At 56.2% G+C, this 22,063-nt stretch carries 23 protein-coding genes; 18 read left to right on the top strand and 5 right to left on the bottom strand.

All coding sequences use genetic code 11. The annotated features are described in order from the left end of the window. Positions 1-144: 144 nt before the first annotated feature. Positions 145-768 (bottom strand): response regulator FixJ, encoded by a 624-nt coding sequence (gene fixJ / locus GRI69_RS04545; RefSeq protein ID WP_160727094.1) that lies wholly within the window; start codon positions 766-768, stop codon positions 145-147. Then, positions 758-2,260 carry a PAS domain S-box protein gene (locus GRI69_RS04540; RefSeq protein WP_337191025.1) on the bottom strand — a complete coding sequence of 501 codons (1,503 nt, stop codon included), beginning with the start codon at positions 2,258-2,260 and terminating at the stop codon, positions 758-760. The genes fixJ and GRI69_RS04540 overlap by 11 nt, the downstream gene beginning before the upstream one ends. Positions 2,261-2,387: 127 nt before the next feature. Here GRI69_RS04540 and GRI69_RS04535 point away from each other — a divergent pair, with 127 nt between their 5' ends. From GRI69_RS04535 to GRI69_RS04465, 15 genes are all read left to right on the top strand, one after another. After that, positions 2,388-3,077: an alternative oxidase gene (locus tag GRI69_RS04535; protein WP_160727092.1), complete on the top strand. Its 690-nt coding sequence runs from the start codon at positions 2,388-2,390 to the stop codon at positions 3,075-3,077. Between the two features lie 29 nt (positions 3,078-3,106). Then, positions 3,107-3,442, top strand: a complete 336-nt coding sequence (locus tag GRI69_RS04530; RefSeq protein ID WP_160727091.1) for a response regulator — start codon at positions 3,107-3,109, stop codon at positions 3,440-3,442. 1 nt (position 3,443) lies between these two features. Continuing rightward, on the top strand, positions 3,444-3,782 hold the full coding sequence (locus tag GRI69_RS04525; RefSeq protein ID WP_160727090.1) for a TehB family protein: 339 nt from the start codon (positions 3,444-3,446) through the stop codon (positions 3,780-3,782). Continuing rightward, positions 3,779-4,276, top strand: a complete 498-nt coding sequence (locus GRI69_RS04520; protein ID WP_237452945.1) for a group III truncated hemoglobin — start codon at positions 3,779-3,781, stop codon at positions 4,274-4,276. The genes GRI69_RS04525 and GRI69_RS04520 overlap by 4 nt, the downstream gene beginning before the upstream one ends. Positions 4,277-4,352: 76 nt before the next feature. Next, the gene (locus GRI69_RS04515) at positions 4,353-5,102 is read left to right on the top strand and encodes a helix-turn-helix domain-containing protein (protein WP_160727089.1); all 750 of its coding nucleotides are present in this window, start codon (positions 4,353-4,355) and stop codon (positions 5,100-5,102) included. Between the two features lie 86 nt (positions 5,103-5,188). After that, on the top strand, positions 5,189-6,865 hold the full coding sequence (gene ccoN, locus GRI69_RS04510; RefSeq protein WP_160727088.1) for a cytochrome-c oxidase, cbb3-type subunit I: 1,677 nt from the start codon (positions 5,189-5,191) through the stop codon (positions 6,863-6,865). Between the two features lie 11 nt (positions 6,866-6,876). Next, entirely contained in the window at positions 6,877-7,629 is a 753-nt protein-coding gene (gene ccoO, locus GRI69_RS04505; protein ID WP_160727087.1) for a cytochrome-c oxidase, cbb3-type subunit II, read from the top strand. Beyond that, complete coding sequence (locus GRI69_RS04500; RefSeq protein ID WP_160727086.1) at positions 7,626-7,805, top strand: cbb3-type cytochrome c oxidase subunit 3; 180 nt, start codon at positions 7,626-7,628, stop codon at positions 7,803-7,805. Before ccoO ends, GRI69_RS04500 begins: the two co-directional genes overlap by 4 nt. Continuing rightward, positions 7,795-8,706 (top strand): cytochrome-c oxidase, cbb3-type subunit III, encoded by a 912-nt coding sequence (gene ccoP, locus GRI69_RS04495; RefSeq protein ID WP_160727085.1) that lies wholly within the window; start codon positions 7,795-7,797, stop codon positions 8,704-8,706. The genes GRI69_RS04500 and ccoP overlap by 11 nt, the downstream gene beginning before the upstream one ends. Beyond that, complete coding sequence (ccoG, locus tag GRI69_RS04490; RefSeq protein ID WP_160727084.1) at positions 8,693-10,303, top strand: cytochrome c oxidase accessory protein CcoG; 1,611 nt, start codon at positions 8,693-8,695, stop codon at positions 10,301-10,303. Before ccoP ends, ccoG begins: the two co-directional genes overlap by 14 nt. Then, positions 10,300-10,749, top strand: a complete 450-nt coding sequence (locus GRI69_RS04485) for a FixH family protein (RefSeq protein WP_160727083.1) — start codon at positions 10,300-10,302, stop codon at positions 10,747-10,749. The genes ccoG and GRI69_RS04485 overlap by 4 nt, the downstream gene beginning before the upstream one ends. A gap of 8 nt (positions 10,750-10,757) precedes the next feature. Next, the gene (locus GRI69_RS04480; RefSeq protein WP_160727082.1) at positions 10,758-12,875 is read left to right on the top strand and encodes a heavy metal translocating P-type ATPase; all 2,118 of its coding nucleotides are present in this window, start codon (positions 10,758-10,760) and stop codon (positions 12,873-12,875) included. Next, the gene (gene ccoS, locus GRI69_RS04475) at positions 12,872-13,057 is read left to right on the top strand and encodes a cbb3-type cytochrome oxidase assembly protein CcoS (protein WP_160727081.1); all 186 of its coding nucleotides are present in this window, start codon (positions 12,872-12,874) and stop codon (positions 13,055-13,057) included. The genes GRI69_RS04480 and ccoS overlap by 4 nt, the downstream gene beginning before the upstream one ends. 595 nt (positions 13,058-13,652) lie before the next feature. Continuing rightward, a complete protein-coding gene (locus GRI69_RS04470) occupies positions 13,653-14,693 on the top strand; it encodes a sensor histidine kinase (protein WP_160727080.1) in 1,041 nt (346 codons plus the stop codon). Positions 14,694-14,719: 26 nt separating this feature from the next. Further along, positions 14,720-15,118 (top strand): response regulator, encoded by a 399-nt coding sequence (locus GRI69_RS04465; protein WP_160727079.1) that lies wholly within the window; start codon positions 14,720-14,722, stop codon positions 15,116-15,118. A gap of 385 nt (positions 15,119-15,503) precedes the next feature. On the opposite strand, the gene GRI69_RS04460 is transcribed toward GRI69_RS04465, so the two are convergent. After that, complete coding sequence (locus GRI69_RS04460) at positions 15,504-15,746, bottom strand: rhodanese-like domain-containing protein (RefSeq protein WP_160727078.1); 243 nt, start codon at positions 15,744-15,746, stop codon at positions 15,504-15,506. A 288-nt stretch (positions 15,747-16,034) separates the two neighbouring features. On the opposite strand from GRI69_RS04460, the gene GRI69_RS04455 reads away from it, so the two are divergent. From GRI69_RS04455 to GRI69_RS04445, 3 genes are read left to right on the top strand one after another with little or no spacing between them, the layout of a single operon-like run. Then, positions 16,035-16,559 (top strand): hypothetical protein, encoded by a 525-nt coding sequence (locus GRI69_RS04455; RefSeq protein ID WP_160727077.1) that lies wholly within the window; start codon positions 16,035-16,037, stop codon positions 16,557-16,559. Positions 16,560-16,561: 2 nt separating this feature from the next. Next, positions 16,562-17,185, top strand: coding sequence for a hypothetical protein (locus GRI69_RS04450; RefSeq protein WP_160727076.1), 624 nt, complete (start codon positions 16,562-16,564; stop codon positions 17,183-17,185). Next, complete coding sequence (locus GRI69_RS04445; protein ID WP_237452944.1) at positions 17,146-17,685, top strand: hypothetical protein; 540 nt, start codon at positions 17,146-17,148, stop codon at positions 17,683-17,685. Before GRI69_RS04450 ends, GRI69_RS04445 begins: the two co-directional genes overlap by 40 nt. A 45-nt stretch (positions 17,686-17,730) precedes the next feature. Here the strand turns inward: GRI69_RS04445 and GRI69_RS04440 are convergent, their stop codons facing one another. Beyond that, the gene (locus GRI69_RS04440) at positions 17,731-20,427 is read right to left on the bottom strand and encodes a site-specific integrase (RefSeq protein WP_160727074.1); all 2,697 of its coding nucleotides are present in this window, start codon (positions 20,425-20,427) and stop codon (positions 17,731-17,733) included. Beyond that, complete coding sequence (locus GRI69_RS04435) at positions 20,428-21,939, bottom strand: hypothetical protein (RefSeq protein ID WP_237452943.1); 1,512 nt, start codon at positions 21,937-21,939, stop codon at positions 20,428-20,430. Between the last annotated feature and the right edge of the window lie 124 nt (positions 21,940-22,063).

The following is a 22,063-nucleotide window of genomic DNA, read 5'->3' as shown; positions in this document are numbered from 1 at the left end:
CATAAGATCACCTCCGCCTCGCAAAATAGCATCGAGCGGCGATCGGAGGGTTTTGCTATTACCCAATATGACCCCTCGACGCGGTCTCGGTAGGAATGCAGAGAACCTTTGAAGTTGCTTTACAGCATTCGGACGAGAGGTCGCTCAGGGAAGCCGGGCTAAAGTGACCATTCTCACCAGGTCGGATAAGGTCTTCGCCTGAAGTTTCATCATCGCATTGGCACGGTAGACCTCAACCGTTCGTGGACTGATGCCTAGATCATATCCAATGACCTTATAGGCTTTGCCGTCCGCCAAGCCCTCGACCACTTCACGTTCGCGGCCTGACAAGGAGGATAGACGCGTTTCTATTTCTCGGCGTTCCTCGACAAGCGCGTCTCCTTCCGCTTTCTGAGAAACCGCCCGCTCGATTGCCGAGAGAATGATGTCGTCGTCGAAAGGCTTTTCGATGAAATCCGCAGCGCCCGCCTTCATTGCCTGGATTGCCAAGGGCACGTCGGCATGCCCAGTAATCACAATGACTGGAACCGAGGGATCCTTCTGCTTAATGCGTTCAGTAAGTTCGATCCCGCCGACACCTGGCATCCGAATATCGGTAATGACACAGGCGCCGGTGAGTGGGGGCGATGACTTCAGAAATGCGTCACCCGAAGAAAAGGATCGAACCCTAACGCCTGCTACATCGAGTAGAAATTCCAAAGAATTGCGCGCACTTTCATCGTCGTCGATGACATAAACGATCGCATCTTTGGTGGCGTCATTCGCCATCGTAATATTCCTCCTTGGAAACTCTTTGGACTGTAAAGCCGAACTCCGCGCCCCCCTCGGCAGATGGGCCGGCCCATATACGTCCCCCATGAGCCTCGACAATTGTTCGCGAGATCGAAAGGCCGACGCCCATACCGGTCCGCTTGGTTGTAATGAAAGGCTGAAATAGTCGATCTGCAATTTCAGGTCTGATACCTGGACCCGTGTCACTGACAGCGACCCGCGCAAGTTCCTCGCTTGATCTATCGATCACAATGAGGAGCCGACGTTCCGATGATGCCGCTTCGGCCATCGAGTCCACCGCATTGCGCACGAGGTTAAGCACTACCTGCTGTATCTGAACCTTATCGACCAGAACGAGATCAATCTCAGGGTCGAAGTCGTAGAGCACCCGAATGCCATGTTCCTTTGCTCCGACCAATGCGAGCGCGCTGGCTTCTTCGACAAGCTTGGGAAGACTCTCGATGCTCCTTTCGGTTTCTCCCCGGGCCACGAAATCGCGCAGTCTCCGGATGATCTCGCCTGCCCGAAGAGCCTGTCCCGACGCCTGTTCGACTGCATCGGAAATCCGATCAAGCGGCGGGTCTTCGCGAGTAAGCAGCATTCGGCTGCCCTTCAGATAATTCGCAATGGCTGAAAGCGGCTGGTTGATCTCATGAGCAAGAGCAGATGCCATCTCGCCGAGAGCCGTCAGACGCGAAATATGGACGAGTTCGCTCTGCAATTCCTGGAGCCGGTCCTCGGCCTGTTGCCGCTCGGTCAAATCACGGATGAAACCAGTAAAATACCGATGACCTTCGGTTCGCATTTCGCCGACGGCCAGTTCGATGGGGAAAGTGGAACCGTCCATGCGTTCGCCGACGACGATGCGTCCCTTCCCAATGATCCGCCTTTCGCCCGTCCTATAATACCGCTCCAGGTATCCATCATGTGCCGTGCGATAGGGATCTGGCATTAATACACTGACGTTGTGCCCGTTCACCTCATCCGCGCTCCAGCCAAACATCCTTTCCGCAGTGGGACTGAACTCATGAATCAAACCGGCTTCATCGATTACGACCATAGCGTCAGGCACCGTGTCCAGGATGGAACTCAGGTGTGCCTCACGTCTTGCAAGTTCAGTCGCGGCCGCTTCGGTTTCGAGCCGCGCGCGCTGAAACCATTCCCCGCCCACCGCGACCGCGAGGCCGATGACTACGAAGGTTACGGCAGCGATGATGCTTCCGCTTTCGATTGGACCGCTCAAACGATCGCATAAGATCCCCGCCGTCGCACCCGCGACCGAGGCGAATGCACCGGCCCTTAGTCCGGACAGAGCACTGGCAATGACGACGCCTGGTACAAAGAAAATGAAGGTGGCGCGCTGTCCAAGCTCGTCTGCAAAGACAAGCCGAACAATTACCGCAAGGCCGATAGCCAGCAGCGCTCCGAGAACAGCACTTGCGAAAGAAAGCCGCGGAAGAAAGCGGCTGACGAAGCTCTGCCCCCGCACCTCCGTGAAATCCCTTAGGGCGCTTCTCGTAGGGTGATCATCCAAATTTCGCGGTTCCGTTCATCGTCATAGATGGAGGGCATCGGCAGCACTCTCCTTCCAATGGCTGCCGAATGGAGAAGTTTCAATGTCTGCACCGCTCATCGATCTTGGCGTTCACCATCAACCCAAGGGTTTATCGGACAGGATCGCATTCGGCTTTACCAAGGCGCTGCGCTGGACTGCTGACACGTTTTTTGCAGAGCGCTACGGGCACCGCGCCGTCGTTCTGGAAACGGTGGCAGCCGTTCCGGGCATGGTTGGAGCGACGATCAACCACCTCGCCTGTCTCCGCCGCATGTGCGACGACAAGGGCTGGATCAAGACGCTCATGGACGAAGCTGAAAACGAGCGCATGCACCTCATGACCTTCATCGAGGTTTCCAAGCCGACGATGTTCGAACGCGCTGTTATCATTGGCGTGCAGTGGGTGTTCTATCTCTTCTTCTTCGCGCTTTACCTTGTCAGCTCGAAAACAGCGCACCGGGTAGTGGGCTACTTCGAGGAAGAAGCCGTGATCAGCTATACGCACTATCTTGCGGAGATCGATGAGGGCCGTAGCCAGAACGTGCCCGCTCCAGAGATCGCAAAGCGGTATTGGGGGCTCTCTGAAGATGCGACGCTACGCGACGTCGTCTTGGTGGTTCGTGCGGACGAAGCCCATCACCGCGATGTCAACCACGGCTTTGCGAACGAACTCGCCGGTCTGCCAGTCGGCAAAATCGCCGAATGCCCGCCGCATGTCACGCTCGAGCCGAACTGGAAAAAGGCCGCCTGATCGGCTGGTCAGATGAAGGAGGACGGATCATGGTTCAAAATCACGCCATACGGTTGCTGGTTGAAGATCCATCCGTCCTCGCTTCGCTGCAGTTTTCGCTCTCGATCGAAGGTTTCGACGTGGTGGATCATGGCCTCGCAGCACTCATCATCGACGAGCAATATCGCGGGGATGGTGCGCAAGCTCTCGAAGATCTGAGAGCGCAAGGAAACTGCGCACCCGTCGTTTTCCTGGCCACTCATCCTAACCGGAGGCTGCGCAACCGGCTTGCCATTTCTCGCGCAATCCTCGTGGAGAAACCCTTGATGGGCGACGAAATCGGCCGGGCGCTCGGTGACTTTCACAATCCCATAAAGGCGGCCTGAAATGAAACCTGCCGAAATGCCCGTTCTCGAAAGCTACAAGCGCACGCCGACTTTCACGGAGAATACCGTGCCGTCCGGACTACGAACCGATCATTCGACCAAGGACGGGGTCTGGGGTCTCATCCATGTCACTCAAGGCAGACTGCGCTATTTCATCACCGATCCCCGACGCGAACCGGAAGAATACGTCCTGGATCCCGGCACCGAGCCTGGAGTGGTTGAGCCGACAATCCTCCACCGCGTTGAACCGATAGGATCCGTAGAATTCCAGGTCGAATTTCTCCGTGCTCCGAGTGATGTCGGGCCAGTCACAAGCCCCAGGAAAAGTGCCAACTCATGAACAATCACAATCCCATGAGCCGTGCGGATCCGGACGCACTATCCTATGCGAAGCGCAAACGAGAAGAGAAGCGTGCCGAAGCCGAATTGATCGGGATCGACGCGGACTTCATCGGTCACCTCGTCGAGACGTTTTACGTCCGGATCCGTGACGATGCGCTTTTGGGACCGATCTTCGCTGAGCGTATCTCGGACTGGCCCTCACATCTCGCCCGAATGAAGGCATTCTGGAGATCCGTGCTGCACAACAGCGGCGAGTTCTCCGGAAATCCCATGCTGAAGCACCTTGCCATTCCCGGCCTCGAACTGCGTCACTTCGAGCGCTGGCTGCAGCTCTTTTATGAAACCTTGGGCGAAATCGAACTCCATCATAGCGCCACCGAACTTGTCGGAACCCGCGCGAGAATGATCGCCGACAGCCTGCTTACAGGCATCGCAATGAAGCGGGACGGATTGACTGGAGGACGAGCAGGGAAGGACCTTCCTTATGTCTGATCCGCGACCCAGTTCGTCACCAACGCGTGTCTCTCCGGTGAGAGTGTGCCCGACGAAATTCAATTGATCGAGATCAATGAACGAAATCTCCAAGCCCCCCAGTGGCTGCGTTCATGACAATCAAGGATCCTTTCTAATGCCAGCCTCATCGGCGCTTCGAAAGTTCGCGACCTCTTTTTCTGACGAACCGAGGGGCCCCTTAAGTGCTGAGGTCCAGCAACTAGGTGAATTCCTGCATGTTCCTGTTGGGGAAACTGCAAAATTCCATTCTTCCGAGAAACCTCTCATTGTGTTCGTTGCTAGCGGCGCGGTGAAGCTGACTGCCCAGGTTGGTCTCGATCGTGAGCAGATCATCACTTTCGGATTCCGCGATGAAATGATCGTGCTGTCTCCAAATTCGCGTGTGCCCTATGAACTCCAGGCGCTGACAGCTTGTAAGATTGTCGGATGTCCGCTCGCTGAGCTCGCGAAAACGCTCACCAAAAATGAGTATTGCGCCGAAAGACTTGTCGCGCAGCTCTTATCTGCGCTCGAAGGTTCGAGAGAACGTCTGGTTTTGCTCGGACGGATGACCGCGCAGGAACGAGTTGCCAGTTTTCTTCTTGACCTGACCGAGCGGATCGCAACCACCAGAAATGGTATTGCAATGCTCGATCTACCCATGTCCCGGCGCGAAATAGCCGATAGCCTCGGATTGACAATAGAAACGGTTAGTCGTCAACTCAGTCACCTGCGTGAACGCGGCATTCTGCAAACCAACGGAAGGTCGGAACTAGTGATCCTTGACCTTGATCAAATCCGTCGATTAGCCTCCCGGAGTAAGTAGGGAAATGAAATTTCTTTAATTTGATTTGGATCAATGCGGTTTTCGTCAAAACTGCATAGAGGCGTCGAAAAGGGATCGGAGTTATAATGCGGGCAGAAGTCGCACTCGGACGGGTTGGGTTGTGGTTCCTAGTTCTTGTCATCTCAATTGTTTTGGCGGCTACAGCGCGCGACACGGGCTTTGCAGCTCATGCGATTATCATCGCGACCGTCTCATTCGTATTAATGTGGATGTCGGCCGCGCGGTTCGATCCCATGGGGAAAGCACGCGGCTTTTTTCATATGCCGGAAGGCGTCTCGCTTTATGACGATGATCCGGTTCGCTGGGGTGTCCTTGCCACTATGTTCTGGGCTCTCGTGGGCCTGCTTGCCGGCGTCTTTATCGCGTCGCAGCTGGCGTTCCCGCAGCTGAATTTCGAGCCCTATTTCAACTTCGGGCGGGTGAGACCGCTGCATACCTCTGCGGTGATTTTCGCCTTTGGCGGCAATATCCTTATCGCCAGCAGCTTCTATGTTGTTCAGCGCACGTGCCGCGCGCAGCTTGCCTTTCCGACGCTCGCTCGCTTCGTATTCTGGGGTTACCAGCTCTTCATCGTTCTCGCAGCTTCGGGCTATCTTTTTGGCGTCACGCAGAGCCGTGAATATGCCGAGCCCGAGTGGTATGTGGATCTGTGGCTGACGATTGTCTGGGTGGCGTATCTCATCGTCTTCGTCGGCACTCTGGCGCGTAGAACGGAGCCGCACATCTATGTGGCAAACTGGTTCTACCTCTCCTTCATTATCACCATCGCGATGCTGCACATCGTCAACAATTTGGCGGTGCCCGTCGCCTGGAACGGCTCTTTGTCGTACTCCGCCTTTGCGGGCGTCCAGGATGCGCTGACGCAGTGGTGGTATGGCCACAACGCCGTCGCGTTTTTCCTGACCGTGCCGTTTCTGGCGATGATGTATTACTTCGTGCCCAAACAGGCCGAGCGACCGGTCTACAGTTACCGACTCTCCATCATTCACTTTTGGTCCTTGATTTTCCTCTACATCTGGGCGGGGCCGCATCACCTTCATTACACAGCATTGCCGGACTGGGCACAGACACTTGGCATGGTGTTCTCGGTCATCCTCTGGATGCCCAGCTGGGGAGGCATGATCAATGGACTGATGACGCTGAACGGGGCTTGGGACAAGGTTCGCACCGATCCGATCATCCGCATGATGGTAATGGCGCTGGCGTTCTACGGCATGGCGACGTTCGAGGGCCCGATGCTCAGCATTAAAGCGGTGAATTCGTTGTCACACTACACCGACTGGACGGTCGGACACGTGCATTCTGGCGCTCTCGGGTGGAACGGTCTCATCAGCTTTGCCGCAGTGTACTTCCTCGTGCCGCGACTGTGGAAGCGGGAGCGAATGTATTCGCTGCGTATGATCAATTGGCACTTCTGGCTCGCGACGCTGGGAATCGTTTTCTACGCGGCCAGCATGTGGGTGGCCGGTATCACCCAAGGTTTGATGTGGCGCGAATACGGCGGCGACGGCTACCTCGTGAACAGCTTCGCGGAGACTGTCGCAGCGCTGCACGAGCTCTATATCATCCGTGCTCTGGGCGGCGTCATGTATCTCAGCGGTGCCATCATCATGGGCTACAATGTCTGGATGACCATCGCCGGCAAGCTGCGCGAGGAAGCTCCGATGGGCGCCATGCCGGAATACGATCCCGAAAAGGACCGGCCCATCGTGCGCTCCGCAACTCCCGAACCAGCTGAATAGGATAGCGCGTCATGGGTCTCGCCTCCCAGCACAAGAAGCTGGAAAAGAACATCAACCTTCTCGCAATTGGTTCCTTCATCGCCGTGGCGATTGGCGGCATCGTCGAGATCGCCCCGCTGTTCTGGATCGACAACACAATCGAAAAGGTCGAGGGAATGCGGCCGTATACCCCGCTCGAACAGGCGGGGCGTAACATTTACGTGCGCGAAGGCTGCTATGCCTGCCATAGCCAGATGATCCGGCCGTTCCGCGATGAGGTGGAACGGTATGGCCACTACAGTTTGGCGGCGGAAAGCATGTATGATCACCCGTTCCAATGGGGTTCAAAGCGCACTGGCCCCGATCTCGCGCGCGTCGGTGGCCGCTATTCGGATGAATGGCATGTGCAGCATCTCAAGGATCCGCAAAGCGTGGTGCCAGAGAGTATCATGCCGCAATACTCCTTTCTCGGGGAGGCCAATCTCGAAACCGACAACACCGCCGAGATGCTGATTGCGCTGCGGCGCGTGGGGGTTCCCTACTCGGACCGGGACATCGGTGAGGCCATGGCAGATATCATCCTGCAAGCCGATCCCGACAGCGGGGGGGACGTCGAGGATTTCCAGCAACGTTATCCCAAGGCACAGGTCCGTGATTTCGACGGTGATCCGAGCCGGGTGACCGAGATGGATGCGCTTGTTGCCTATCTGCAAATGCTCGGAACGCTGGTCGATGTCGACAGTGCAGCCGCTCAGGAGCGGTTGGCAGAGGAGAAGGGTCGATGAGCCTCTACGATCAGTTGCGGCACTTCGCCGACAGCTACGGCTTGGTCGCGCTTCTCGTGCTCTTCCTGGGGCTTTGTCTGTGGGTGTTTCGACCAGGTGCAAAGGAGCATAATCGGGAGGCCGCACGCTCCATTTTCAAGGAAGATGAGATCGAGGGGCGCGGCGATGGTGAATAAGCGCATCGACGAGCCAACCGGCACCGAAACCGTCGGTCACGAATGGGACGGAATCGAGGAGCTCGACACCCCAATGCCGCGGTGGTGGCTCTGGACGCTCTATCTGACCATCGTCTGGGGCATAATTTATGTGATCCTCTACCCGGCGTGGCCGCTCGTGGACAAGGCAACTGAAGGCGTACTTGGCTGGAGTAGCCGCGGCGAGCTGGCCAAAGAAATGAGTGCCGTCGATCAGGCGCGCGTTAGTGTCCGCGAGGAATTGTCGCGAATTCCGATTGAACGCCTCCCCGAGAATAGCGGCCTGTTCGCTCAGGCGGTGGCTGGCGGCAGATCGGCATTTCAAGTTCACTGCTCTCAGTGCCACGGCTCGGGTGCCGCAGGAAGCCAGACGCTAGGCTATCCCAACCTCAACGACGATGATTGGCTATGGGGCGGTGATCTCAAGGCGATCGAATATACGCTGGTCAACGGCATTCGCGCTCCGGGCGTTGATGACACCAGAGCCAGCGTCATGCCGCCGTTCGAAGGCGCGTTCGAAGCTGCTCAGCTCAACGCGCTCGTGGATCATACGCTTTCGCTAAGCGGAAAAGGATCCCGAAACGCGCTCGGTGCGCAAACCTATGAAGATAACTGCTCAGTCTGTCACGGCCTTGCCGGCGAAGGTAACCGCGAACTCGGTGCGCCGCGCCTGAACGATGCAATCTGGCTTTACGGTAATTCACGCGAACAGATTCGCCAGCAGATCCTGAACCCCAAGATGGGCCGGATGCCGCATTGGAGCGGTCGCCTCGATCCGGTCACGATCAAGATGCTCTCGGCCTATGTCTGGTCGCTCGGCGGCGGCGAGGAATTCGTCGAAGTCGCCGAAGATCCCACGGTGGAGGTTGATGAAGAACCGTGATCCCGGCCGCGCTTCGGGCGAACGTCCTCGCCGGGAAGGCGAGAACCGCGACTGGTCGGTCGTAGTTGAGGACGGGCGCGCGAAGACCAACGAGCCGGTTTCCGGGGCCGTAGCCGAGCCGGAAGCCACCACGCTTCGCCACGAGCCACACGAGCCGCCCAGGCAGCAACTACCGACCAAGTTGTTCGAGAAGCGAACCAAGGTGCACAACAAGCGCATCGACGGTCCCTTCCGCCGCTTCAAATGGTTTGTCATGTTCGTGACGCTTGCGATCTATTACGGCACGCCGTGGATTCGCTGGGATCGCGGACCATACGCGCCAGATCAGGCGGTCCTGGTCGATCTCGCCAATCGTCGGTTTTACATGTTCGGCATCGAGATCTGGCCGCACGAGTTCTACTATGTGGCCGGTCTGCTCATTATGGCTGCACTTGGCCTCTTCCTGGTGACGAGCGCGGTGGGCCGTGCGTGGTGCGGATACGCTTGTCCGCAGACGGTCTGGACGGACCTGTTCCAACACATCGATCGCTTTGTTGATGGCGACCGGAACGCGCGCATGAAGTTGGACGCGGCGCCTCTCGGACCGAAAAAGATCGCGAAACGGACGTTTAAATACACGATCTATCTGGTCATCAGCTTCTGGACCGGGGGTGCGTGGATCATGTATTTCGCCGATGCGCCGACCCTCGTGCGCGATTTCTGGGCGGGGGAGGCTGCATCCGCCGCTTACATCACGGTGGCCATCCTTACACTCACCACATTCACGCTCGGCGGTTTCATGCGCGAACAGGTGTGCATCTACATGTGCCCCTGGCCCCGGATCCAGACGGCCATGATGGACGAGAAGTCGCTGCTTGTGACCTACAAGGACTGGCGCGGTGAACCGCGCGGCAGCGTCAAAAAGGCTAAAAAGGATCCTGAGAAATTTGGGGACTGTATCGACTGCCTGCAGTGCGTGGCCGTCTGTCCAACGGGGATCGACATTCGAGAAGGCCCCCAAGTCGGATGCATAACTTGCGCTTTGTGCATCGATGCCTGTGACAAGGTCATGGCGGAAGTGGGCCGGCCCCGCGGCTTGATCGACTACGCGACGCTCGAGGATTGTGAGAAGGAAGCTAACGGAGAAGCGACACGGCCGCCGTGGAAAGCCCTGCTACGACCAAGGACCATTGCCTATTTCCTCATCTGGGGAAGCATCGGTCTTGCCATGCTCTTCGCTCTCGGCGTGCGCAGCCACGTCGGCCTGTCGGTCTCGCCCGACCGCAATCCTCCTTATATCCTGATGAGCGATGGTTCGGTGCGCAATTCCTATACTCTCAAGCTACGCAATATGGAGAGCCGGCCGCGAGAGATGGAGATAGAGCTTCAGGGGCTTCCAGGTGCGCTCATGTGGACAGACACCATCGGCCGTGAGGCGGCTGGACGCATGCAGATTAAGACAGTGCCGGCCGATCAGGTGCTCGCGGTTCGCGCGTATGTCATAGTTCCCGAAGGCGCGGAAACGCAGGAATTCAGCTTCCGTGTCACATCACGCGACGAACAGCGGGAAAGCGTTGTAACCGAAGCGCGCTTCGATACGCCGGAAGGCAGCGAATGAAGGGCGAATTCACTGGCAAGCACATGGCCGTGACCATTGTGTCCGGCTTCGCCATCATCATTGCGGTTAACCTGTTCATGGCCACGCTGGCCGTCCGCGGCTTTGGAGGGGTGGTAGTCCAGAATTCTTACGTCGCTAGCCAGGAGTTCAACGGCTGGCTTGAAGCTGCCGAACAGCAGGAAGCACTGGGATGGACCGCGGAAATATCGCGCAGCGACAACTACCACCTCGTAGTCGAGACCACCGCGGTGCCTGATGGCTCCACCGTGGTCGCAACCGCCCGCAGGCCGCTCGGAAAGCAGGAAACGATGAGGCTTCGCTTCATCGAGGCGACACCCGGTAATCACGTTTCACTGGACCCGCTAAAGGCCGGGCGCTGGATTGTGCGGCTGACGATCACTTCACCCGATAAGCTGACTTGGTCGATGGAAGAGCATTTGCAGTGAATGTCCGGATGAACCTTGCAGCGGACGAACCCATCCAGCTCACAGATAGCCGCTACACTGTCCCAGGAATGCGGTGCGCCGGTTGCATCGCCAAGATCGAGCGAGGCTTGCAGAAGGTTGATGGTGTGGACGGGGTGCGCGTCAATTTCTCCGCGAAGCGGGTCGCTGTCCGGCATGACCGATCGGTGGATGCGGATACCTTAATTGATGCGATCGGAAAACTAGGTTTCGAAGCGCAGGCCGCAGAGTCCAATCCGCTCGGACAGGATGATGCTGAGAGCCGCATGCTCCTGCGTTCCCTCGCCGTCGCGGGCTTCGGCATGATGAACATCATGCTGTTGTCCGTTAGTGTCTGGTCGGGAGCAGGCGGCGTCACGCGCGAGCTGTTCCACTGGCTGTCTGCCCTGATCGCACTGCCGGTGGTTGCCTACGCCGGGCGTCCGTTCTTTTCGAGCGCGGCAATGGCACTGCGGCATCGCCGGACGAACATGGATGTGCCGATCTCCATCGGAGTCCTGCTCGCGACCGGGTTGAGCGTATACGAAACGGCGACCGGAGGCGAACACGCCTATTTCGACAGCGCCGTCATGCTGCTGTTCTTCCTTTTAGCCGGCCGCGCACTCGATGCGACAATGCGAAACAAGACCCGTGCGGGTATCGGTGCCCTGCTATCCCGCATGGGCAAGTCAGCCAGGGTCTTGGCGGAGGACGGATCGACAACGACGGTAGCGGCGGCAGATCTCCAGCCAGATATGTTGATGCTGGTCGCGGCTGGCGAGGCTCTTGCGGCTGACGGAGTGATTGAAGACGGTCGGAGTTCGATCGACAATGCGATGCTGACGGGCGAGAGCACGCCTCAATCCGTGGACTATAACGACCTTGTGTTTGCCGGGGCGATAAACTTGTCCAATCCCATTCGTGTGCGCGTCACTGCCGCTTCCTCCGATACGGCCTTAGCCGAAATCGCGCGGTTGATGGATGAGGCTGGACAGTCGCGGAGTCATTATGTTCGTATAGCCGATCGCGCTTCGCGCCTCTATGCGCCAGCGGTCCATACCCTTGCCTTGATCGCATTCGTTGGATGGATGATCGCAGGCGTCGGTTTGCACCAGTCCTTGGTCATCGCGATAGCCGTGCTCATCATTACCTGTCCCTGCGCCATGGGGTTGGCAGTCCCAGCGGCACAGGTGGTGGCATCGGGAGCCCTGGCGAAACGCGGCCTACTCGTCAAAGACGGCAGCGCGCTCGAACGGCTCGCAGAGGTTGATACAGCCTTATTCGATAAGACCGGCACGCTCACGATGGGAGAACCGGTGCCGCAGATCGATCGCTTGTCGAGCGAACAAAAGTCTGTCGCCCTAGCGTTAGCGCAAGCTAGTCGTCATCCCTTGAGCAAGGGACTTGCAACTGCACTTAATGCCGAGACAGTCCGGGCTGCTACAATCGGTTCGTTATCCGAAGCAGGCGGGGAGGGCATCAAGGGAGATTGGTCCGGCATTCCAGTTGCTCTGGAGCGGACCGAAACCGTTGGCGAGGGATTGTCCACCACACTTCGGATCGGGGAAAGCTTGGTCGCCATCCCGTTTGTGGACCCGGAACGCCCCGATGTCGCGGAGACTCTCTCTGTTCTTCAAGCTTTCGGTGTCGAAAGCCGAATTATTTCTGGCGATCGGCAAGCACCCGTGGGGGCGCTTACACGTGTACTTGGTATAAAAGGCGATTCAGAGATGCGCCCGGAAACCAAGTTGGCACTGCTGGAGGCGCTGAAAGCGCAAGGTCATCGTCCTTTGATGATCGGCGATGGGATTAACGATGGCCCCGCTCTCGCCGCTGCCCACGCATCCATAGCGCCCGGCAGTGCGAGCGACGTAAGCCAGCAAGCTGCCGATGCGGTCTTTTTGGGCCGAACTCTCATGCCGGTCGCACTCGCTGTTGCGGTTGCACGGCGAACAATGCGGATCGTGCGTCAAAACTTTGGCTTCGCCATCGGCTACAATGTCCTAGCCGTGCCGTTGGCGCTCGCTGGCTTGGCAACGCCCTTGATCGCGGCCATCGCCATGTCGCTCAGTTCTCTGGTGGTCGTTGGCAATTCCCTGCGACTTGCCCGCGTCGGAAACGCGCCATGAACGTTCTCGTGTTCCTCATACCGGTCGCTCTTTTTCTAGGCGGTGCGGGACTGGTCCTGTTTTTCTGGGCCATGCGAGATGGCCAATTCGAAGATCTAGACGGTGCAGCTAACCGCATCCTGATCGATGAGGAGGAAGACCCTCAGTTGACGACGGCCGAAGAAGAGGAACCTCTTCGATGAAAACGAACATCACTACTACTTGCGGTGCTTCCGGCCTCGGTCCGCACTTTGTCCATAGCTTATTTGGTCGCGGAGCACTTCGGCGCGCCGGGACCTCAGCCAAAATGTCGATCTCGCCGCATCGTCTGATAAATATCGCCAGCCATGCGTCTGCCGGGTCAGATCAGCCGTCTGACCGGTCCAATAGGAGTTGATCTATGCCCTTGTGGTTTCTTCCCGCTCTCATCGCATTATTTGCCGTCGTTAGTCTGGCCGCGGGAATATGGCTCGTTCTCCACCTCCCCGATGTTGCTCGTCTTTTTCGCGGCGAGAAACCTGGTCAGATGGTAAGGGGGCCGGGGCGACGGAGGGCGACACCGGCAGCAGTTTGGACGGCGTTGGCAATATTCAATTTGGGCTGGGTTGCGTGCGTCGTGATTTGGGTATTCGTTTTGGACGGCGAGGCGAACGTCTTCATTGACGCGAAGGCTTGAAGGATTGAATATTTCAACTCAAGAATTGCATTTGGCTAGTGTTTCAATGATCTTGTGACTCAAAGACATAGGTAGTGCGGGGTATCCGACACCGCTGCATCATCGGGTGGGAGATTTTACGGATGCCTCTTCGCGAAACACTGCCGATGACCGCGAGCCAACTCGGGCTTATCGTTGAGGACGCGGCGAGCGAGATTTACATATTCTCGGTCACAGATTTTGCCTTTCTTCTCGTAAACAGAGGGGCACGCGAGAATCTGGGATACACTTTCGAGGAACTGCGCAATCTGACCCCTTGGGACCTCAAACCCGAGCTCAGCGAAGCCCAATTTCGCGAGAAGGTGAGACCGCTTCTGGAAAGCGACAGCGGGGATCTGGTTTTCGAGACCGTCCATCAACGCAAGGATGGCAGTCTATACGATGTCTCGGTGCATCTTCAGTTATTGCGGCAGGATGATGGGCGAATTTTCTTCGCAGCCATTCGTGACATCACCCATGAGAACAAGCTTAAGCAGGCTTTAGTTCAGCGCGGCGAAGAGCTGGAACAGGCTCTAGCTAGCCGCGAAGTTCTGCTCCAAGAAGTTAACCATCGCGTCAAAAACAGCCTGCAGGTTGTAACTGCCTTGCTGCAACTACACGCAAGAGAGGTGAAAGACGATAATCTGAAAGCTGCACTCCTCGATGCGCGAAATCGCATTGCGGTAGTCGCGTCGATTCACCAACGGCTCTACATGAACGGCGAGCACTCACTGGTCGATGTCGCCGAATTTTTGGAGGAGCTCGTTACCGCTACAATCCGGTCCTTATCCATCCAGGACAAAATTTCGACAAAGCTCGATCTGCAGCACGGAATTTCCCTCGGCATTGACCGTGCGGTTCCACTCGCATTGGTTGTGGCCGAACTGTTAACCAACAGCTTGAAGTATGCCTTCGCCGAAAAGGAGAAGGGAACCGTTGGTATCGATCTGAATTCTGATGATAGCGCGATAACTGTGAGGATTTACGATGACGGCATGGGGTTTGCCCAAGCCGAGCCGGTTTCTAGTCAAGCTGGTCTAGGCACGAAAATCATCCGTGCGTTGAGCAAGCAGATTAGGGCCACATTATCTGAGAAGAGCGGTCAAGATGGCACTGAGGTCACATTGGTCATGCCGCTAACGTGAAAATTACCCGCGGGCGCACTTAAACGATGAAAATTCTGATTGTTGAAGACGAGGCTCTGATTGCGATGAGCATTCAGGCTGTTCTGGAAGATAACGGCTATGACGTCGTGGAGATAGCGGATGACGAAGCGTCGGCACTTCTCGCCGCGGCTCAACATAATCCTGAACTCGCTCTAGTGGATATGCGTCTTGCGGGAGGCGATAGTGGCCTAAGCGTCGCTCAGAAGCTGAACGCAATGGGAGTGGCGGTAGTATTCGCTACGGGTAACTGCCCGGGTGCAGCAATCGAGAAACTCGCCATCAGGTGCCTGCACAAGCCACTTTCGGACGATCAGATCGTCGCGGGTTTGTCTGTCGCCGATGCGAAACGTCGTGGGGCTGCCAATCCTCCACCGCCGCCACCTGGGATGCATCTTTTCGATTAATGAAGGCAGATAGCGGCGGCCCCGGAATTTCGTATTGCGCCACAACTGAAGCACAGCGAAGTATTCCGCTCCTTCCTAGGGTTTGAACCAAAAATTCAACCCCGGACCACAGCATTCTACCGTCCGGACCGAACGAGTGTCCACACTCTGCAACATAGTGATGTTTCATAAAAAATAACAGCTGCTTATGATTATGGCGCAACTCTACAATTAATCGAAACATTGGTGCGGTAGAAATGCTGTGCGACCCGAAGGGCTCGAAGGGGGAAATCCTACGAGTTCTCACCTATTGAGGGCGGCTCTTGGAGCCGCCCTTTTTTTGAGAGGACAACAGGAGAGCAGGCTCTAGCCGGCATATGAACACTCTCAACTGCTCGGAGATGTGCTAGTTCGGGATTAGCCATGTCCCGCTTTGCCCGGCGTCCATCGATCCAAAACACACGTCGAGGTTACCGATACCCTGGCCTGCGACCCATCCAGCGGCAACGGTAGCTCGCATACCGCTGGCACACATGAGCGTATAGCGTTTTGCCGGGTCGAGCTCACGATATCTTTCGCCAAGTTCGCCCACATAGATATGCTGCGAGCCATCAATGGCGCTACCCGCCCTTTCGTCAGCGCGCGCCACGTCTATTCGGGAGTTTCGCGATGCTCGTCCTGGACGGCTCATTATCCCATTCGCCATGTTTCGAGTTCGATCGCGGTCTGCACATTGCCAAGCAGCTCTGGACAGACGACGCCGACCGCCGGTGCGGTCCTGCAGAAGCAATGGATCCGTTTCTGGGCCGGAGGGACCCACCAACGGCCCAGCTAATCCCAGAATGAAGAAAAGGCTCGGCGTGTTGGCCGAGTAAATAATGAAACAAGAGGGAAGGGTGAGCTCGGTCAGAGCGCTTTCCCCAAAGGATCTTTTCCAATGAATGCGATTACTTTTGACCGCCCACTTATGGGCGAACCTATGCTGCCGCGTACGACGTACAGGACCCGTAGCCGGTTTGGTACCTTTCTCATCGCTGCGGGCCTTGCCCAAGCTGACGCTGAGGGTTTGGACGAAGGCGTCGCTACCGGCTTCTATGCAGATCGGGCTGCAGGTGTGGTGGTCACCGCCACCTCCTGCGATCGGCCGCTGTTTTTTGACGAATGCGAAGCGCTTGCGCAGTTCATGCAGCTCGATCTGGTGTTGCTTCGCTTCGACCCGCTGCAGGGCGCATCCTTCGATGTCTTGCTGAACGGCAGCCCCCATTGGCTCTGCCGGTTTCTTGCCTGGCGCCGAGATGGCGGCGACATCTGGCTCGTGCCGGCCCAAGCTTCGGGTCCGTTCTTTCGGTTGAACGGTGAGGGGCTCGTCCCTTTCGAGGGAGCGCCTTACGAGAACGGATACGAACGTTATGCCGGGATCATTCGCGCCATTGAGCGACCCTCCTTTGAGGGAGAGTTCTAATCATGAGCCAGATCACCTCCACCGATATCGACACCTGCAAAGATACGGCTGAACCGCCTCAGACCAAATTGAGCGTGTACGTCCATCATCTCTGTGACGCGCATCCCGATTTCGAGTTCTCGCGCCATTGGTACAAGAAGAAGGAGAATAGGGTTGGGGTGCAACCTTGGTTCGACAAGAAGCTCTTCCCTGGGGAGGATCGCCGGTTCGGCTACGCAGCGAAGTACGATCTGCTTCTCCCCCCGACGGCTCCGGGCGATCTCGGTAGGTTCGGGACTCTTGTCGATCGGTTTGACGACACGCTTCCTCCGTTCGAGCAGCACGCAATGATCCACGTGAAGATCATGCTCGATCCTGCCGAGGCCTGGCATGTCGGCTTCGAGCGGGTGCGCAGCTACGCGCGCGCGCACTTCGCGCATAGGTTCGCGGCGGTGCTGATCGCGCACATCCCGGGCTTCGCTGGCCTGAAGGGACAGGGCAATCATATCCATTGCGCGGTTCTCTCTCGAGAGATCACTATCAACGGCTTTGGCGGTGCCTGCACTGATCTGTGCAGCGATCGCGGCTACGAGGCAGCCCTTGCTGCATGGCAGGATCACAAGAAGAAATGGAAGGTAGCAGCATGAGCGGTGGAGAGAACGCCAAGCCCTCCGAATTCCTGGCGCAGCATTTCGCCCGCAAAGGACCAGACGAAGTCGAGAAGCTTCAGGCCACCGTGAACCTCGCTCGCCAGCTGCTGGAAAGCGGGGAGGTCGAGCTATACGGGGAGGGGGAGAACCCCTTCGAGCTGCCTCCCTACCCATGGGAGGTCAGCGAGGTTCGATCAAATGCTCCGAGGCGTATTTACCTTGGTCAAGTGAGCGACCTCGCCACCGGGCAGGGCCATACGGTCTATTTCGCAGCCGGTCTCGCGCGGGACGAAGACGAGTTCCGCCGGCAGCTAGTGCCTCACATCGGACATACGCTCACCAACGGCGCCGAGGTGAACCCTGGGCTAGGAGACTTCCCACTCTCGAAGACATTCATTTCGCCGTCCCTGCGGCAAACCTTGGAGAAATTCGACGAGGGGAAGAATGCTCCGGCAGGATTCTTCTTCCTCAGTCGGTGGCACGAGAACCGGTCGTGAATCGCCTCGTTAGTATCAGGTCACCCCCTTGCTCATTGATCACGATTACTCACTCCGGACGGTCGCATGTGGACCTCCCGCCAGCCCGTAACCCTCCCTAATGGCGAGTATCAGAATGATGAAATGTCCAGCATCTTTCAGGTGTCGCGAGTTTCCATCCTCATCGTAAAATCTGATTAGGATGGATCCACGCCTTCCGCGACGAGCCGAAGTGCCAGGTAGATCATGCGAGGTGGCTAATTCCTGATGCAATGCCGTTGACGAGCGATCTTCGAACTTCCCCGTTAGAGAAATTCGAACCTGACGGACGGTGAAACCTAACTTTTTGAGAAGCTCTTGCCACGCAACCGCCTTAGGGCGGCTCCTAAATCGTACACCGCACCTAGTGTAATCCCACTTCTCAACCGCATAGAAAAGGACACGACGCTGCTCCGGGGTAAGTACCAAGTTTGCTCGCCAATGATAATCGACTAACTTCAACCATCTCGCACTATCTAGTATATTCAAGCCATTACGATGGCGCGAGTTTCCGGATTTGTTTGGGAGTTCTCTCAAGAATCTGGCTGACGCTATCCAAGTTTCGTTAGACAGCTGCCGATGGCGCTTCGAGGAGCTAAGAGCGATATCTCGCCAATCCGGATCTTGGGGTACCATTTCGACGGGCTTTCCCGTCCAGGCCTTTACCCGCTCTAGCGTCAGCTTTGAAGCACGGAGCGGTCGCTCTACCCGTGCTGCATGCCGTCCCCTGACTTGAGAAACCTGAAAGGTTCCGGGCGCTAGACCGCCCAGTGGGGCAGCCGAATATGAAGGGCGTCGGTAGGATATCGTTTCTTCCCATATGATCGGCTTGGACACTGTCACACTAGGTCTATTTTGACGGGTTAGGATGCGAACCTCTTGTTCTGGGAGCGTCGCCTCGACCGAAGGTTGAGAAACGTAGTGGCAAAGACTGAGATCAAGGAGGTGGGAGTAAGCCCGAAGGGTGTTGCGGCTTGGATTGTGTCCCATTGCCTCACTCACAGCGTGGACAGCATGCTGTCCCAACTTTTCGTTGCCGAGGAGTCTATCCGCCAATAGCTTCTTACGGTTGTAAGAAATCACGCTAATCAATTGGTTTGGGATCCGAACCCCGCGATCGTCGCTCGGAAGAAGCAATGTGGCCAAAAGGTAGCTTGCAAAGCTGTGGCGGAGGTGATGGACTGTGAGCGCCGCTCCCGTCACCTGTTGAAGTATTTCTCCCAACTGATCCTCGAGCAATCCTTCTCGAAGTGGCTTCTCGCCATCTATCGGCCCAAACAATAGCCCTTTGGCTCGAGTGGGGGTGGCCAGCGCTCGGCGGTATTCGATCCAGGCTCTCAGTTCCGCAAATTCTTCGCGATCCAACAGCAAGTTCAGCGGGAGGATGCGTCGACTTTCGGGAGTTTTCAATCTTCGTAGTTCATTTTTCGCAACCACCAGATCGCAACTGTTATCGTCGTAAAAATGAAAATCTCCGATCAATAGCCCCAAGGTTTCCATCAGGCGAAGGCCTGCTCGAAAAGAGAGTATCAGGATTAGCCGGTGCTGTCGGCTTTGGGACCTCTTTAAGCAGATTTGGTATTCGTCAGGTGACAAGAGATTAGCTGCTGAACGATCTTCCGCCCGATAGTCGGACAGTTCCTCCGAGAGGTCCTCTAAAGCAGAATCCTCGCTTTGAAGGTATTTGTGAAAGCTGCTGATGGAATTATGCGCCTTTGTCCTCCGAGAGCCAGACTCTATCGCCTCGAGGCTCTGGTGATATCGATCATGAAGTTCGGTGCTGCTCCAGGTATCAGGCCGATCACTTGGGCGAAATACTTCGGACACCAGAACCTCAAGGTATCCCCTTACGGTTGATGGCTCCAAACCAGGTGAATGCCTACCTCGCTGGTTTCTCAAAACGAAAACACACCAGAGTTTTACCGCCTTCCACTGCGAGTTTGCATTCGAAGATTTCAAAAGATCCAAAATTTGGTTTTCCGCTATTCTTTTACGATTCCTCAGCCCCTTGGGCTTTTTTAGAATGCGAAATATCTTTGATAATTCTGCATCATCTGCCCGTTTCCTTTTTTGGCGAGGAGGTGCGGTTGATGTTGGTTCTGGTTCCTCGTCTTCGGCCTGGTCTTTCGTCTTTTTCTTTTTGGGTTTAATCTTTCGTCCGAAGCCGAGAACTCTCTGCCAATCTTCGGTCCCAGCAGGAACGGCCCGATGAAAATCTAACGCGTGACCAACTACGACCGGCGGAATCCTCAACTGCCAATGCTTTACTGAATGTTCCCAGAAGGCATCCTCCAAACATTCCTCCGAGGATTCGAAGAAGGCTCGCAGACACGCGCTGGGATCACATTTTGTTATTTCCAGGTGTAAACCGTCGGTGTGCCAATGCGCTAGAAGAAGACGAGTGATGGGGTCAGCAAACCAGCGACGCGTTTGGGTATCAGGTCCAAATCCTTCGGGGTTAGTTGGTGCGATTTCAACCCAAGCGAGATCCTGATCAAGCCAAGCCGTAGTCGTCGCCGCTTCAAGCCAACGTTTCCAAGTTCGCCGGCTCAGCAACCCGCCATGAAATACAGCGGATGCCATCAATTGGCCCGCTCTTTCCTCTATGCTCGCATCGGCACGAGGTGCTATTCTGGAATAGAGAAGGTCGAACTGCTTCGGAATGTCTTGCTTTGCGATTGCGCCTTCAGGCCAATAGGGATCGCTAGCCGATTTAGTCGTCATTTAGAGTGTCTGCTGAGGGGAGCTTAACGCTCTCCAGCCAGCGCTAGAAAGGGTCGAACCTAGGCAGCGCTCCAAGTCTGCACGATACATGAGAGGATCGAGCGCGGATGAAGATCGCCACGCCTCGCTACCAAGCTGCGAATGTCCGAAGAAGGCTGCAAGGGTTTCGCCGCTACACAACCCGGACAGCTTTGAGCGAAGCCAATGCCGTCCAGCATTCTCTTCACCCATCCAACCAATCTTTTGTAGTTCAGCCAGGACCAGAGAAGGTTTTATGCGCTCAATTCGTTTTGGCCTGTGAACCGAAAAAAGAGTGACCCTATGGGAAGGTGCGTCCGACAATAGTTTGCGCGTTTTATCGTTTCCGAGCCAGAGTTTCAGTCGTTTCAGATGCTCTTCGTAGTACCTTAATTGATCCCGCGCCAAGGGCGGAACCCAGACCAGACGCTTGGCATGGGGGTTCGAAACATCTTTGTCGGCTATAAGGCAGAACCCTGTTCGCTCATCGATCGCACCGAACGTTGGTACGCGTCGTATCCCGCGCAAACCCAGCGCAAACGCCAACAAAGCGCAAGTCTGACGAACCATAGCTCGGTGGCAAGTAACCATGCCTTTCGCGTTGTTTAGGTCAGCAGCCAATTTTGCCGCCAATCTGGATACGGCTTCATCCGTTGGCGTGTTTGGGTCGCCCACGCTTAGAGTAGCGATATTATCAGGACAGTCTTGGTGATGATGTCTGTCTACGTCCATCGTAGCGTTCGAGTGTATCTCGATCGCCCTAGGGATTGATAATGCGCCATAATGGGTCATCGGCTTCGCCAATGAACTATGTCGTTCGGTAATGATTGATGCCGCAGCGGGATCACCGCTGGCAACTTGAGTTATTTTCCTCGGAAGCCATCGCTGAGTGCTCTCGATGGTTTTTGCAGACCTTCTTATCCCGCTGTTTTGGTTCTCAGTTAGATGGAGGATTTCTAAAATAAGTTCTTTGATTTTACTTTTTTCGGAGGTGAAGAGAGGCAGGGAAGCTTCCTCCGACTTGCGGCCTCTTGCCGACAGACATCTCTGGACCAATTTGGAAACTTCGACCGAACTCGGTATCCATACATTCGGGCTGGTTTGGATCATGCCAGGTGTGCTCTTGGACCATTTTCCCTTCGGATGATCTTTTAAATCCGGTCTACCGGCTGGCAGCCACCAACTCCAATTTCCGTCGTGATTTATTAATCCGCTCGCAAGGCTCTTCGGATCGGGGTTCTGAGCAACAAATTGTATTCGAAGGGGCAGGAGCGTCTTGAGAGGGCGGGCAGTGGTGATCATCGCTCGAAGCATGAGACACGCTTCGAGTTGATCCAGCGACGGTGATTTTTCTAGCTGAGTACGCTGCGTTCTATGGATCCGCTGCAGGTCTGACTGTTGTAATTGCCGCCACTCACTCGGCAAGAGTTGGTTATCTCTGGCGATACGGTTGCGACTGCCACTTTTCGGTTTTTGAGCTTTCTGATTCGGCATGCCAAGCGCCATCCATTGAAAACCTTACGGAATCTTCAAGCGGCTCGATTGCAATTTGAACTAATCGCAAAACTCCCGCCGAAATTTCCTGACACGCGGGAGTGTCGTATCTGGTTGTTATGCC

The sequence above is a fragment of the Qipengyuania vulgaris genome (assembly GCF_009827325.1).
GTDB classification, from domain to species: Bacteria; Pseudomonadota; Alphaproteobacteria; order Sphingomonadales; family Sphingomonadaceae; genus Qipengyuania; species Qipengyuania vulgaris.
The sequence above is the reverse complement of the archived record's forward strand: the minus strand, read 5'-3'. Positions and strand labels throughout refer to the sequence as shown.

Bases quoted from the DNA above. Each gene is read 5' to 3' on its own strand.
- ccoS (WP_160727081.1), top strand. From the start codon at position 12,872: ATGAACGTTCTCGTGTTCCTCATACCGGTCGCTCTTTTTCTAGGCGGT.
- GRI69_RS04485 (WP_160727083.1), top strand. From the start codon at position 10,300: ATGAAGGGCGAATTCACTGGCAAGCACATGGCCGTGACCATTGTGTCC.
- GRI69_RS04435 (WP_237452943.1), bottom strand. From the start codon at position 21,939: ATGCCGAATCAGAAAGCTCAAAAACCGAAAAGTGGCAGTCGCAACCGT.
- ccoG (WP_160727084.1), top strand. From the start codon at position 8,693: ATGAAGAACCGTGATCCCGGCCGCGCTTCGGGCGAACGTCCTCGCCGG.
- GRI69_RS04440 (WP_160727074.1), bottom strand. From the start codon at position 20,427: ATGACGACTAAATCGGCTAGCGATCCCTATTGGCCTGAAGGCGCAATC.
- GRI69_RS04450 (WP_160727076.1), top strand. From the start codon at position 16,562: ATGAGCCAGATCACCTCCACCGATATCGACACCTGCAAAGATACGGCT.
- GRI69_RS04445 (WP_237452944.1), top strand. From the start codon at position 17,146: ATGGCAGGATCACAAGAAGAAATGGAAGGTAGCAGCATGAGCGGTGGA.
- GRI69_RS04530 (WP_160727091.1), top strand. From the start codon at position 3,107: ATGGTTCAAAATCACGCCATACGGTTGCTGGTTGAAGATCCATCCGTC.
- ccoN (WP_160727088.1), top strand. From the start codon at position 5,189: ATGCGGGCAGAAGTCGCACTCGGACGGGTTGGGTTGTGGTTCCTAGTT.
- GRI69_RS04525 (WP_160727090.1), top strand. From the start codon at position 3,444: ATGAAACCTGCCGAAATGCCCGTTCTCGAAAGCTACAAGCGCACGCCG.
- GRI69_RS04455 (WP_160727077.1), top strand. From the start codon at position 16,035: ATGAATGCGATTACTTTTGACCGCCCACTTATGGGCGAACCTATGCTG.
- GRI69_RS04520 (WP_237452945.1), top strand. From the start codon at position 3,779: ATGAACAATCACAATCCCATGAGCCGTGCGGATCCGGACGCACTATCC.
- GRI69_RS04465 (WP_160727079.1), top strand. From the start codon at position 14,720: ATGAAAATTCTGATTGTTGAAGACGAGGCTCTGATTGCGATGAGCATT.
- GRI69_RS04480 (WP_160727082.1), top strand. From the start codon at position 10,758: ATGAACCTTGCAGCGGACGAACCCATCCAGCTCACAGATAGCCGCTAC.
- fixJ (WP_160727094.1), bottom strand. From the start codon at position 768: ATGGCGAATGACGCCACCAAAGATGCGATCGTTTATGTCATCGACGAC.
- GRI69_RS04515 (WP_160727089.1), top strand. From the start codon at position 4,353: ATGAACGAAATCTCCAAGCCCCCCAGTGGCTGCGTTCATGACAATCAA.
- GRI69_RS04470 (WP_160727080.1), top strand. From the start codon at position 13,653: ATGCCTCTTCGCGAAACACTGCCGATGACCGCGAGCCAACTCGGGCTT.
- GRI69_RS04535 (WP_160727092.1), top strand. From the start codon at position 2,388: ATGTCTGCACCGCTCATCGATCTTGGCGTTCACCATCAACCCAAGGGT.
- ccoO (WP_160727087.1), top strand. From the start codon at position 6,877: ATGGGTCTCGCCTCCCAGCACAAGAAGCTGGAAAAGAACATCAACCTT.
- ccoP (WP_160727085.1), top strand. From the start codon at position 7,795: ATGGTGAATAAGCGCATCGACGAGCCAACCGGCACCGAAACCGTCGGT.
- GRI69_RS04500 (WP_160727086.1), top strand. From the start codon at position 7,626: ATGAGCCTCTACGATCAGTTGCGGCACTTCGCCGACAGCTACGGCTTG.